Raw genomic sequence first — 12,457 nt, 5'->3', positions numbered from 1 at the left:
GTCGGACCGGAGCTCCCCGGCGCCACGACGGCGCTGCTCGGCGGTCGGGGCGTTCTCGTGGCGCGCAGCGGCGCTGCGCGCCACGAGAACGCGCTCTGCCTCGAGCTGCTGGGCGGCGCTCGTGGCCGTGCCGGCGGCCGAGGGCGCGCCGCGGTTCGTTAGACACTGGCCCAACGGCGTCTACCGCTTCGATCCTTCGCTCGGCGCCCGTGGTCCTCGTCGACAAGGAGATCGCGCGCATCAGCAGCGTGCCCCGCCGCGACGGCGTGGGTGCGCGACGAGCAGCTCCCAATCTTCCTCGACGTCATGACGGAGCGGCTGCGGGCGCTGCCGGGCTTGTCCTCTCTGCCGCTGCGCGCGGTCGCGTTGAGGCTGAGCATTATAGAAACATGGCGTCCGCAAGGTCAATCCCGCTAGTTCCCGCACCTGCTGATCGAGGCCGCGCAACCGGACACGTCGGAGGAGCTCCGCCGTCGCCTGGCGGGGGTGGCACCGTTCTCGCGCGCCTCTAGTACTACAGCCGCGGTTAGGGAGCCCGGGCGCGGGCGAGCGGCCGATCGCGGCGACGCCGGTAGCAACAGGCGCGAGCCTGCGCGCGCTTTCGGCGTCGCCACCTCGACCATGCCCAGCGGAACTCGGGCGAATGGGCGGGCGGCGGAAGCACCAGATCCATCAGGCGGCGGACTTCGGGAATGCTCCAGGGCGCCAGCGTCGGCGGACCGTCGCTTTCTTCGGGCGCCGCGGGCTTTTTTTCCTCGACGAGTCAAGCGCCGTCTGCTGCACGCGCTTGGCGTTCTTCCCCTGCCCCGGGCGCGCCGCTTTGGGCACGAGGTTGGGGTTCATCGCCGGGGCGTACGGGAAGGCGCCCTCCGCGGGAAGCTTCGCACGCACGACAGCCAACCACGCCAGGGCCATCATCCCGAGCGTGATCTACCGATGCCAGATCGGCCACGAGCGGACCTCGTAGTGGTCGAGGCCGACGTCGTCTTTCGCCTCCTCGAAGCACTGCTCGATCGTGCAGCGCGTGGAAGCGACGTGCGCGAGCGTTGTCAGCGGTGTGTTGGCTCCGGCGTTGGACAGGTAGTAGGCCACTTCCGACGGCTTCGAGACAGAGCGGCGGGCCAGGAGCCAGAGATCGTCGGCCGGCAAGCGCCGACGGCTGTCGACGACGCGCGCCCGAGCCCATTCGTACTCGATGGGTCCCTTCTCGCCTTGATGGACGGCAAGGCGATGCCATTGCTTCGGCGACCACTGCGCCGCCACCTTTGCCACCCTGGGGGCGGGCGGCGCGCCCGGCGCAAGACGAGTGCGCGTGCGGAGCGGACCACGAGGGTGTTCGCGTTCGGTAGGGGGCTCCGCGACCGCGGGTCGCTGGGGCCATACCGGCGTGCTCGAGATGACGGCGAGAACATACCGATGGCCCTGCGCGGCGATGCCGTCGCGAAGCACGGGATCGTCCCCGTAGACTTCATCGCCGGTGACCCACGCCATCGGTACACCACGCTGCCAGGCGCCATGGAGCATCTGCATCGCCAGCTGCGGCTTGGTCTGGAACGCGACATCCTCCGGAACATGAGCGTCCTGCCTCCGCTCCGGATCGCTGCACCACGATTCTGGCAAGTAAAGACGACGATCAAGGATCACACGCCCACGTGGGCTGGTGTAGCTGAGGAGCACACCGATCTGGCAGTTCTCGATCTTGCCTGCCGTCGCGCTGTATTGCCGCTGCACACCGACGGATTTCGTGCCTTTCTTGAGGAAGCCCGTTTCATCCAGTACGCAGATGCCCTGCGGAGCCCCGAACTGCTCGATCGTGAAGTCCAGCAGGAGATCGCGCGCCGCATCCGCGCTCCAGTCCGCACTGTACAGCAGCCGCTGCACGCGATCGGGCGTGCGATCCCCGATGGCCTCGGCCAGCTGCCAACCGTTCTGCCGCGCCGCCGGCCCATCAGCGAACGCACCTACTTGATCGCCTGCTCGCGCGGCTCGCTGCGCGCGAACAGCGCCGCGAACAGCGCCGCGAACAGCGCCGCGAACAGCGCCGCGAACAGCGCCGCGAACAGCGCCGCGAACAGCGCCGCGAACAGCGCGTGAAATGCCTCAAAATCTGCTGCCATCGCGTCCCACGCCAACGCTGCTGGCAGCTCGCTCGCCCCCGGATCCATGGGCGGATCCTGAGTCCAAACTGATCGATGTCGAGGTGCGGCTGTAGTACTAGCGACGGCTCACCGAGCGCGTCGAGCAGGTCACCCCTGGGCCACATGCCCCGTTACGACGCCCGCAAGGCTGTGGCGTGAACGCGGCCTCCTCGATGCGTGGGAATGCCCCCGCTGCCGTTCAAGATCGCCAGATCATCCGAGCAGTGAGGTTGCCGATCGCGGGCCAGGACGTTCGGTGAGGAGGAACTCGGAGGGGGGAAGCGGCGCAGGGGGGGAAGCGGCGCAGGAGGGGAAGCGGCGCAGCCAGGGAGGGGGGAGAGGCCAGCGCAGGTCGCGTTCGAGGCGGTTCGCTCGGGGCGGGCGCTGGCCTTGGGGAGGTCTCGTCGTGCCGGCCAATCACCGGCTATCGACAGAGCATCGGTCAGTCACGGTGCGGCGCGCAGAGGCGGCCGTTGTTGTAGTCGTCGAGCTTCGTGGCGAGCGGCTCGCCGGTCGCCCAGGGCGAGTTCTTGCCGCCCTCCTTCACGTTGCTGGCGAGCGGGTACTTCTTGAGCCAGGCGTCGGCCGCGGCGATGGTGTCCTCGATGCAGCTCGACTGGTTGCCGATACCGACGTTGAGCTTGGCGACGATGAGGTGCTTCGCGATGATGTACGTGACGTCGCCCTTGGTCGGACGGCTGATGATGTCGAGGAGCTGAGCCTTCGTGTACGTCTTGCCGCCGATGGTCAGCTGCGAGACCTTCCAGGCGCTCTCGTGGTTCTTCCAGTAGCCGGGGGTGCCGGTGCCGGGAGAGGCGCACTGGCAGGCACCGCAGTCGGCCGCGCAGCTCGAGCAGTCCTCGGAGCCGGCCTTGCAGACGCCGTCGCCGCAGACCGGCGGGCACTCGCCGCAGTCGGCCGCGCAGCTCGAGCAGGTCTCACCGGCCTCGCAGACGCCGCTGCCGCAGACCGGCGGGCAGATGCCGCAGTCGCTCGGGACCTCGAAGCAGTTCTCGCCGGCCTCGCAGACGCCGTTGCCGGGGACCGCGGGGCAAGCACCGCAGTCGCCGGTGCAGGTCGAGCAGTCCTCGCCGTTCTCGCAGACGTTGTTGCCGCAGACCGCGGGGCAGGCGCCGCAGTCGTCGGAGCAGCTGCCGCAGTCCTCGCCGGCCTCGCAGGTGCCGTTGCCGCAGACCGGCGGGCAGGTGCCGCAGTCGTCCGCGCAGGTGCCGCAGCTCTCGCTGCCGTTGCAGGTGCCGTCGCCGCAGGCGGGCGGGCACACGTCGCAGTCGGCGCTGCAGCTGCCGCAGTCCTCGCCGGCCTCGCAGGTGCCGTTGCCGCACTGGGGCGGGCAGACGCCGCAGTCGACGGCGCAGGTGGAACAGCTCTCGTCGCCGCCGCAGACGCCGTTGCCGCAGGAGAGCTGGTAGCCGAAGTCCGCGTCGAGCAGGTCTTGTGCCCAGCCGAGCGAGACAACACCCACGTTGTCGAGCCCGCCATCGGGGTCGGCCGTCGGCTCCTGTCCGGCGAGCGGACCGCTCGCCATGAAGTTGTCGGGCGTGATGACCACCGAGTAGGTGCCCGCCGGGAGCGTGTCGAAGAGGTAGAAGCCGGGCTGGCCGGTGTAGGGACTCGTACCGGTGATGGTGAAGTCGATCAGCTGGGCCCCCTGGAACAGCTCGACACGGACGCCGTTGACGCCGAGCTCGCCGGTCTCCGGCTCGTAGAGCCCGTCGGCGTCGCTGTCGAGCCAGACCGTGTCGCCGATCGACGAGTAGGTCACATAGCCGAAGTCGGCGTTGGCCACGTTCTCACCCGCGTCGAGGGACACGCCGAGCGGCTCGTCATCGCTGGTCAGGATGTGGCCGAGCGGGAGCGTCGCGTCGTCGACATCGACGACGTAACAGCCCGCCTCGAGCTCGGTGAACCGGTAGACGCCGTTCGCGCCGGTCACGGTGCTCTGGAGCGCGGCGCCGTCGGCGACGCCGTCGCAGTTCGCGTCGCCGAAGAGGTCGACGACGACGTCGGAGATGCCGAGCTCGGAGGCGTCCTCGATGCCGTCCGCGTTCGCGTCGAACCACACCTTGTCGCCGATCGAGCCCTTCGGCGCGGTGTAACAGACCTCGAGGATGGGGCGATAACCCATGTCGGTGTGGGCGCTGCCCTTGTAGGACGTCTTCCCGCTGGCGCCCTCCTCGAGGAGGATCCCGTAGCTCGGCGCCGTCCCGTTCACCCAGCTCTGCACGATCCCGGTGAGGTCGACCGAGCTCCACCCGGTGACGTTGGGCACGAACGTGGTGAACGCGGCGGGGTCCATGCCGCCGAAGTTGTTCCACGTGACGAGCGACTCGCTCCAGGGGGCGAGCACCTGGTGGACGTACACGGTCTTCGCGGTGCTCGTGTACGTCAGGGCGTAGAACTTGGCCGACGTGACGAGAGAGCCGGCGGGGATGGGGCTGAGATCGAAGCGGAACAGGGCGCGCTTCTCTCCGACCGAGCTGGAGTACCCGGTGTTGACCTCGAACGGGGACGGGACATGGTAGCTCGGGGCGAGGCTCCAGATCTCGGCGTTGTAGATGTCGCCCAGGACACCCCGCTTGATCACGGTGCACGTGGGAGACGGAGCGGTCGTGTTGGCGAGGCTGGTGGCGGTGATGAACAGCGTGGCGAGCGCGGCAGAAGATGCGATTGTGATCTGCTTCATTGGTAGCTCCTCGAGGTCCTCACGGGTGAACCATTGCTGGAGCGTCATCCGGATAGCAGGCGCCATGACTCACGGGTCAGGCGAGGTCGGTTTCGCGGGCTCCGGTCGGAATGAGCCCCCGCGGGCTGATCAGGTTCGGATCAAGTACGCGGGTGCTCTGGCTTCGATCAGAGGGCGGATGCGCGAGGTGACAGTGTTCAAGATAGCAACTCGACTACGAAGCTGTCCAGATCTTTTTGAAGACAGATCAGAAAAATACATCGAGTTGCGCAGTGACAATTTTGGGTCGTGCGGTGACGCTTTTCGGCGTCTCGCTTCGTCTCGTGATCTGTGGGGAGGAACGCAGAGACGAGCGATGTCGGTCGCATCGATGTCTCGGCGGCATCAATGGCCAGTGCGCAGCTCGCGGTCCGCGGGTCGCGGCGTGCCCCGCGCGGCGCGTGCGGCGGCGGCAGGCTTTCACGCTCAGCACGCTGAGCCGGATCAGCAGCCCTCGCCGACGCTTCGCGGAGGCCGAGGGACGAACAGGATCGGATCAGGTACGCGGGAGTGTCTGACGAGATTTGATGCAGAATGCGCACGGGACCATTTTTCAAGATAACGAGTCTTCGCTTCGCCTGTCTAGATCCTTTTTTGCCGCGTGAGCTTTTTATGTGGCGCTTGTCTCGCGTGCGCCTCGCGTGCGCCTCGCGTGCGCCCTCACGTGCGTCCCGTGCGGGTGGGTGTCAGGCGCCGGGCGCAGCTCATCGCGCACTGTTCATCACATGCCGTTCATCACATGCCCGCAAGCTGGGCCACTGCCACTACGCGCTGCCGCTGCTGTGGGGCGAACTTGAAATGGTGGGCCCGGCCACACGCTTCCGGCGGCTCGAGACGCTGAGCGGGACCGCGGCCGAGCGGGCGCTGCTGGCGGCCGATTGGCGCGACGCCTGGGCGGCCATCGAGCGGCTGGAGCGGGCCGGGCTCCTGGCGTGACCGCATCCGCCGGGTCCGGCGAGCGCCGAATCATCGGCATGGGCTTGACGACCATCCCCCAGGCGGAACGACAATACGCCACAATGATAACGGTCCGTCCTCCTCCGATGACGGCCGAGCTACTCGAGCGCACGGACAGGTACGTGGTCGCGGTGTGGCGGCGGCTCATGCTGCTGATCTGGCGGGGCGAGGCCACCGCGGTCGGGATCGATCGCTCGCGAGATCTCTTCGCTCGCTGGTCGGCGGGCCAGCCGGGCGGCGCGGTCTTCGTCGTCGTCCTCCCCCTTCAGCACACCCTGCCACCGGACGAGGCGAGCCGGGCCGCGATGCGGCGGGCGGCGAGCTCCCCTGGCCGGAGCCTCAGGGGCACGGCCACGCTCGTCGAGTCGGAGGGGTTCATCGCCGCCTCGGTCCGCTCCGTCATGATGCTGCTGCAGACGGGGCGGGCGCCGAACGTCTTCCGGTCGACCGGCGAGCTCGCGACCTGGGCGGCGGCGCTCCTGAAGGACCCCGAGGTCACCTCCGCCGGCCTCGCGGAGGCGATCCGCGTGGCGCGCGAGGGTTGAGCCAGCCCGCGCGCGGGCGGTTCTCCGGCCTCGCGCGCCACGTCCTCTCCCATGGTTGGGTCCCGCTCGACCGGCAACCCCGGCTCAGCCCCTGGCGGGTCCGGGTCCACGGACGGACAGCCCTGGTCGGGTCTGGAGCGAAGCCCCAGCGAGGCGCTCACCCCTCGGGCCCTGCCTCCGGGATCGGCACGCGGCCAATTGCGTAAGGAAGGATACGCGCGATGTTGCGCGCGTCGTCGATCCCGCGGTGATGTGTCCCGTGGAGCGGGAGTCCGAGCCGCTCGAGCGCGCTCGCCATGCCGTAGCGCTGGGTCACCCCGAGCGCCGAGGAGAAGCGCTTCTTGATGTTCATGTGCCCCTGCAGCGGCAGGGGCACGCCCCAGCGGGCCGCGTCGATCTCGAACTGCTTGCGGTCGTAATCGCCCCACGAGCAGAAGAGCGCCTCCCGCTGGCCGACGAAGCGCCCGAGCGCCGCGATGGCTTCGGGGAACGTGGGCGCGGCGTCGACCTCTGCTTGCGTGATCGTGGTGAGCTTCGTGCAGAACTCCGTGAGCTTCGGCCGGATGACCGGGCACACGAAGGTGGCGAGCTCGCCCACGGGCTCGAGCGTCGCGCCGTCCACGAGGACCGCGCCGATCTCGATGATCTCCATGATGCGCTCGGGGATGCGGCCCCCCTCGTCGCACGTCGCCTCCAGATCGATCACCAGGAAAAACGCAGGTTCCTTTCCCATGTCCGTCCTCCTCTCTGCTGGACCTTGATAGGATCGACGCGAAGACAATGCCCGGACACGAAACCGGACAGGCCGCTCCCGCAGGCTTTTCCTGGGAGGATTACGTCGCCTGGCTCGTCGCGCAGCACGGCTCCTTGACCGCGGTCGCCGAGCGGCTCTCCTCCCTGCGTGGCTACGAGGACGACGTGACCTCGATCGAGCGCGCCCTGCGCCGCCTGCGGACGCGCGGCCAGCGGGACGGCGGGACGTGGGGGACGCGCGCGCTCGCGGCCTTCGGCTTGCCGGACGCGCTCACCGAGCGCGCACGCTGGATGGGCGCCTATCACTCGCGGTTCACCGATCTGCCCCTGCCCCTCGCCCAGGACCTCTTGCGCCTCTGGGATCGACCGCCGGTGAGCGAGGATTTGACCTCCCACGTCTTCCTCGCCCTCGCCCACGCCACCTGCGTGCTGCGCGGCGACGACCGCGAGGCCGGAAAGACGCACCTCGCCCGCATCCGGCCGCTGCTCGGAAAGGCCCCGCCCGAGGCGCGGGTGGAGGCCCTGCTCACAGAGGCCTTCGTGGCGAGCCGCGATGACGTCGCGCGCGTGCCTGGCCTGCTCGACGAGATCGAGCCGCTCTTCGAGCTGCCGATGCCCGCCTGCGACCGAGCCTGCCTGTTCGCCCGGTGGATCGATCAACGCGCCTTCGAGCGGAACCGCTCCTGGGGCGGCAAGCAGCCGGATCCGGCGGCCGCGGAGGCGCTTTACCGGCGCATCCCGGAGGACGGTCCGGCCTTCGCGCGGTCGCGGCGGGCGAACGGGCTGGCGTATGCGCGGTGGAAGCAGGGGTTTCCCGAGGAAGGCGCGGCGCTCGCGCGCGAGGCGTGCCGGCACGCGGGGGACGGCGGGCACCTGCGGATGCGCGCGATGGCGCTGAACATGCTGGCGCGGATCGTGGGCGGCGACGAGGGCGCGGAGGCGAGGCGGCGGGCGATGGCGATCGCGAACGAGCTCGAGGACGAGGTGCTCAGGCTGCGGTTCGAGCGGCGAGCGGAAGCGCGTAACAAGCGCTGAGGCGGATCAAGCCGCCTGCTCGACCTTCTCCTCTTCCTTCCGGGAGACGGGCCGCACCCCGGCGAGGGAAGCGTCGGAATCGTGCCAGATGGCCCGCGACGCCGGGACAGCATGCTCGTGCTCTCCGAGAGGCCTTTACGCAGGGCGCGACTTCGCCGATCCTGGTGGAATGAATTTACGTCTTGTCTCGGCTTTGGCTTTTGCTGTCGCGCTTCATGCATCCGGGTGTTCGGACGCCGGCACCGATCCTGGCGATTCCGGCGCCGGCGGCGGTAACGGGGGCGCGGGCGGGGAGGACGAGAACGGTCTCGGTGAGATCGCCGGCGGCGGCGGAGGGACCGGGCTCTCGAACGCGGTGAGCGTGATCATCACGGCCGACAATGCGTACGGCTTCGGCTACGGGACCGGCGACGGGCTCCTGAACTATTTCGGGGGCATCGAGAACACCCTCGCCGGGAAGATCTTCTCCTGTCCCATCGGCAACGGGCCGGAGTCGTACACCGTGCCCGCGGCGTCCGCGAACGCGGGAAATTATCTTTACATCATCACGTACGCCGACAAGTCCACGACACAGGGCGTGATCGGCCAGTTCTTCCGCGAGGGGGCCGAGCCCGTCTTCACCGGCGACGGCGCGTGGGAGGTCTGCGCGACGGGCGAGGACTACGACCTCGGCTCGAACGGGCCGACGCTGGAGACCATCAACCAGTATATCGCGCGCTGCAACAGCGGTGATCTCGACCCGCAGACGACAAGCGCCGGCTGGGTGACCACCGAGGCGTCTGCGCACGGCCATGTGGCATTCGGAGAGACGAACGACACGGAGCGCTCGGTCCCGGAGCCCGGCAATGAGTTCTCCATCGTCTGTGACATCGACGAGGAGGCGCGCTGGATGTGGTACGAGTGGGATCCGGACCGCAGCGGCGGCAGCCCCTTCATGTGGCCTGGCAGCAGCAGCGGCAACGTCACCAAGGACTTCTTGATCTTCCGCCTGGGCGCCGAGTTCATCCCCGAGATCCCGCGCTAGCACTACAGCCGTGCCTGCGGCCCATCTGCGGCTGCAGACGGGCGAACGGACTGGAAGTTTTCGACGAGTTTGATGCCTTCAGCCGCACCTCGGACCGGCGTCGGTTGCCCGATCGACGGATGGTTGGACCGCTATGGAAGACAGCGACATCATCGAGCTCCAAAACTTGGACCGGGTGCGAAGCATCACGGTCCGCACCGCCCGGCGCGTTCTCGCGACAGTCGCATTGTCCGGGCTTCTTGTCGCCGCTGTGGCGGCAGGGCTTACTTATGTCCTGTATGGGCCCGAGCGCATAGCCATTGTATGTCTCTGTACTGGCGTAATTGTCGTTGTCTTCCTGTTTCAGTTCGTTCATTGGGCGCGGCACTACAAGGCCCTCATGCGCCAGCTTGACGACCTGGAGCATCGAATCAACAAGGGCGAGATCATCTACGGGTCGCAGGTGCGATTTCGCTCATACCGTTAGTGGCACCAGCGCCTCCTTGCCGGGGAAGTACTGGTAGAGCGAGCCGATGCTGACGCCCGCCGCGAGCGCGGTCTTGTTCGTTATTGCCGCGCGGCGGAACAAAGGTCTCGTGCTGTTCGACCGAGACGAGGTCCGGGCGTTCGAGGCCGCGGAGCGCTTGACGCAGGTGCTCGACTTGCTGCTCGCAAACACCGCTGGATTGCGCCGCGGAAACGAGCCCACGCGATCGAGACACTGCGAGGACGTCACGCCGGGTACGCGGGGAGCACGAGGTCGCTGGCGGCGCTCGTGACCATCTTCTCGAACCAGCGGGAGAGCGGACGCGAGGTGAGCGCCCGATACATCGTGTTGCGCAGCGCGAGCTGCACGCGGGTCGGCGGTGCGTAGAACGAGCCGACGTGCTTCGCCCCCTGCTGGCAGCGCCGGGCATATCGACGGATCCGCGCTTCGTAGCGCTGGAACGCGGCGCGGTGGTCTCCCTTCGCGACGGCGAGCTCACCCGCGAGCACGTACGCGCAGACCACGGCGAGGCCGGTCCCCTGTCCGCCGATGGTGCCGCCGTAGCCGGCGTCGCCCAGGAGCACGACGCGGCCGCGCGACGTGCGATCCATGTCGATCCGCCCCACGGCGTCGAAATACAGACTCGGACTCTGCCTCATCGCCTCGAGCAGACGCGGCACCTCCCACCCCATCCCCGCAAACCGCTCGGCGAGGATCGCCTTGTGCTGCGCCACGTCGCGCGGGTCGTGGTCGAGCGGCCTGGAGGCGAACATCAGGAGCGCCGTTGCCTCCTCGGGGCGGCGGGCGCTCGCGATGCTGGCGGCCCGCCCCGGCTCGCTGAAGATGAGGCCCTGGTGATCGAGGCCGAGGTGGTTCGGCGCGGCGAACGTCGCCACGTAATGGCCGTGGAAGCGCAGGAACCTCGACTCGTCGCCGAACGCGAGCGCGCGCACGCGGGAGTGCAGCCCGTCGGCGCCCACGACAAGGTCGAAGCGCCTCGGCCGGCCGCGTTCAAACGTGACGTCGACGCCGTCGGGCGTGTCGGTGAGCGAGGCGATGCTGTCGCCGAACACGAACTCGGCCCCGTCCTTCGCGGCCTCGTGGAGGATGCGGCTGAGATCGCCGCGCTCGATCTCCACGTCGCCGCTCGCGAACGCCGCGGGGAGCGTGACGAGGCGCCGGCCGGCCTCGTCCACCATCGCGAGATCCCGCATGTGGGTCTGATGCTGTCGAATCGCGTCGAGCACCCCCATCTCGCCGAGGACGCGCAGGTGCGTCGGCCCGCGGAAGTCCACGGCGTTGCCTCCTGCGCGCAGGGCGGGGGCGCGCTCGACCACGGTGGGGGTGAACCCGCGACGCGAGAGCCAGTAAGCGAGGGCGGGGCCTGCGATGCCTGCGCCGGAGACGAGGACGGTGCCGTTCGACATGGGGACCTCGGGAGGAAGGTTGCGTACGCCGTACACGTCCGAGCGCGTACGACGTACGCACGAGCATGGCGACGACGGCGGCGCCCGGCACCCCACGAACGGCGCCATGGCCAAGATTCTAGGCTAGAACAGCTGCGGTCGCGGACCGCGCCCCGGCAACCATCCCGCGCGCCTTCAACCGACCATCTGTGCTAGTACAGTCACCATGCCTCCGGTGAAGCGCGGCGCGTCGACGAACCGCCGCAGGTCGGCCGACGGACCGCCCTACCTGCAGATCGCGAACGACCTGCGCGCGCGCATCGCGTCCGGGCGCCTCCGCGCGGGCGATCGCGTCCCTTCGACGCGCCAGATCGTTCGCTCCTTCGGCGTCGCGCTCGCCACCGCCACCAAGGCGCTGTCGACCCTGCGCCACGAGGGGCTCATCCGATCGGTCCCGCGCTCGGGCCACGTGGTGGCCGAGGGCGATCGCGCGGCACGCGAGCCGTCAGAGCGAGGCGGCGCCTTGACGCGCGAGCGGATCGTGCAGGCCGCCATCCGGCTCGCCGACGACGAGGGGCTCGACGCCCTCTCCATGCGCGGTGTCGCCGCGAAGCTCGGCGTGCCGACGATGTCGCTCTACCGGTACGTGGAGGGGAAAGACGCGCTCGTGCTCCTCATGATCGACGCGGTGTTCGGCGAGCACCCGCTGCCGGGGTCGCCTCCTTGCGATCTGCGCGAGGCCCTGATCCGCGCGGCCCGCGCGCAGTGGGCGCTGTACCGGCGGCACGGATGGCTCGCGCACGTGCTGCCGCTCGCGCGGCCGGTGGCGCTGCGCAACGTGATCGCGCACGCCGAGTGGATCCTGCGCGCCATGGAGGCCCCCGGGATCGACGCGGCGACCCGGCTCGAGGCGCACATGACGCTCTACAGCTACGTTCGCGGCGTCGCCGTGAACCTCGAGTCGGAGCGCGAGGCCGAGGCCACCACGGGGATGACCGAAGCGCAGTGGAACGAATCGCAGGGGGCCGCGTTCCTGGCGATCGCGACGTCGGGGCCGTATCCGAGCTTCGCCAGGCTGCTGGACGAGCTCTCGGGCGGGTACGATTTCAACCTCGATCGCGTGTTCGAGTTCGGCCTCCAGCCGATGATCGACGGCCTCATGAGGACGTTGCGGCCGCGCGAATGAACGGGCCCGCAGCGCAAAGCGCGCGATGAGCGAGCGGGCCCCCGCCGTGAAGGCGTAGCGCCGAGGCCTCGACCCGGCAGCCGAGGCGTTCACCAGGGCGAGGGGGGCAGATCACCACCCCCGTGTCGGCGTGCGCATATGACATTTCGATCGACTCACCGCGCATTGGTCGCCCGTGGTGCATGTCGCGCCGTTCGGCCTCTT

The 12,457-nt window shown here is 69.1% G+C and carries 11 protein-coding genes and 1 pseudogene; 6 read left to right on the top strand and 6 right to left on the bottom strand.

Annotated elements, in window-relative coordinates; translation table 11 throughout:
• Window positions 1–930 precede the first annotated feature (930 nt).
• The 3 genes from WMF45_RS05670 to WMF45_RS05660 all read right to left on the bottom strand — a co-directional run bounded on the left by WMF45_RS05670 (window position 931) and on the right by WMF45_RS05660 (window position 4,842).
• Entirely contained in the window at window positions 931–1,905 is a 975-nt protein-coding gene (locus WMF45_RS05670; RefSeq protein WP_437719494.1) for an IS701 family transposase, read from the bottom strand.
• Between the two features lie 56 nt (window positions 1,906–1,961).
• A complete protein-coding gene (locus WMF45_RS05665; RefSeq protein WP_437715933.1) occupies window positions 1,962–2,165 on the bottom strand; it encodes a hypothetical protein in 204 nt (67 codons plus the stop codon).
• A 415-nt stretch (window positions 2,166–2,580) separates the two neighbouring features.
• Window positions 2,581–4,842, bottom strand: coding sequence for an SdrD B-like domain-containing protein (locus WMF45_RS05660; protein ID WP_437715932.1), 2,262 nt, complete (start codon window positions 4,840–4,842; stop codon window positions 2,581–2,583).
• An 837-nt stretch (window positions 4,843–5,679) separates the two neighbouring features.
• On the opposite strand from WMF45_RS05660, the gene WMF45_RS05655 reads away from it, so the two are divergent.
• Both WMF45_RS05655 and WMF45_RS05650 read left to right on the top strand, forming a co-directional pair.
• Window positions 5,680–5,817, top strand: coding sequence for a hypothetical protein (locus WMF45_RS05655; RefSeq protein ID WP_437715931.1), 138 nt, complete (start codon window positions 5,680–5,682; stop codon window positions 5,815–5,817).
• 107 nt (window positions 5,818–5,924) lie between these two features.
• On the top strand, window positions 5,925–6,383 hold the full coding sequence (locus tag WMF45_RS05650; RefSeq protein ID WP_437715930.1) for a hypothetical protein: 459 nt from the start codon (window positions 5,925–5,927) through the stop codon (window positions 6,381–6,383).
• Window positions 6,384–6,540: 157 nt separating this feature from the next.
• On the opposite strand, the gene WMF45_RS05645 is transcribed toward WMF45_RS05650, so the two are convergent.
• Window positions 6,541–7,116, bottom strand: coding sequence for an exonuclease domain-containing protein (locus WMF45_RS05645; protein ID WP_437715929.1), 576 nt, complete (start codon window positions 7,114–7,116; stop codon window positions 6,541–6,543).
• A 47-nt stretch (window positions 7,117–7,163) separates the two neighbouring features.
• Between WMF45_RS05645 and WMF45_RS05640 the strand changes: the two genes are divergently transcribed.
• The 3 genes from WMF45_RS05640 to WMF45_RS05630 all read left to right on the top strand — a co-directional run bounded on the left by WMF45_RS05640 (window position 7,164) and on the right by WMF45_RS05630 (window position 9,661).
• Window positions 7,164–8,171 (top strand): hypothetical protein, encoded by a 1,008-nt coding sequence (locus WMF45_RS05640; RefSeq protein ID WP_437715928.1) that lies wholly within the window; start codon window positions 7,164–7,166, stop codon window positions 8,169–8,171.
• A gap of 169 nt (window positions 8,172–8,340) precedes the next feature.
• Window positions 8,341–9,195, top strand: coding sequence for a hypothetical protein (locus WMF45_RS05635; protein ID WP_437715927.1), 855 nt, complete (start codon window positions 8,341–8,343; stop codon window positions 9,193–9,195).
• 133 nt (window positions 9,196–9,328) lie between these two features.
• Entirely contained in the window at window positions 9,329–9,661 is a 333-nt protein-coding gene (locus tag WMF45_RS05630) for a hypothetical protein (protein WP_437715926.1), read from the top strand.
• Between the two features lie 3 nt (window positions 9,662–9,664).
• On the opposite strand, the pseudogene WMF45_RS05625 reads toward WMF45_RS05630, so the two are convergent.
• Both WMF45_RS05625 and WMF45_RS05620 read right to left on the bottom strand, forming a co-directional pair.
• Window positions 9,665–9,763, bottom strand: a pseudogene (locus tag WMF45_RS05625) (TetR family transcriptional regulator); the annotation flags it as partial.
• A gap of 143 nt (window positions 9,764–9,906) precedes the next feature.
• Complete coding sequence (locus WMF45_RS05620) at window positions 9,907–11,088, bottom strand: FAD-dependent monooxygenase (protein WP_437715925.1); 1,182 nt, start codon at window positions 11,086–11,088, stop codon at window positions 9,907–9,909.
• Window positions 11,089–11,293: 205 nt separating this feature from the next.
• Between WMF45_RS05620 and WMF45_RS05615 the strand changes: the two genes are divergently transcribed.
• Window positions 11,294–12,253, top strand: coding sequence for a TetR/AcrR family transcriptional regulator C-terminal domain-containing protein (locus WMF45_RS05615; protein ID WP_437715924.1), 960 nt, complete (start codon window positions 11,294–11,296; stop codon window positions 12,251–12,253).
• Window positions 12,254–12,457 lie beyond the last annotated feature (204 nt).

The sequence above is a fragment of the Sorangium sp. So ce448 genome (genome assembly GCF_051520915.1).
Classification (GTDB): domain Bacteria; phylum Myxococcota_A; class Polyangia; order Polyangiales; family Polyangiaceae; genus Sorangium; species Sorangium cellulosum_B.
This window is presented reverse-complemented; position numbering and strand designations above follow the sequence as displayed.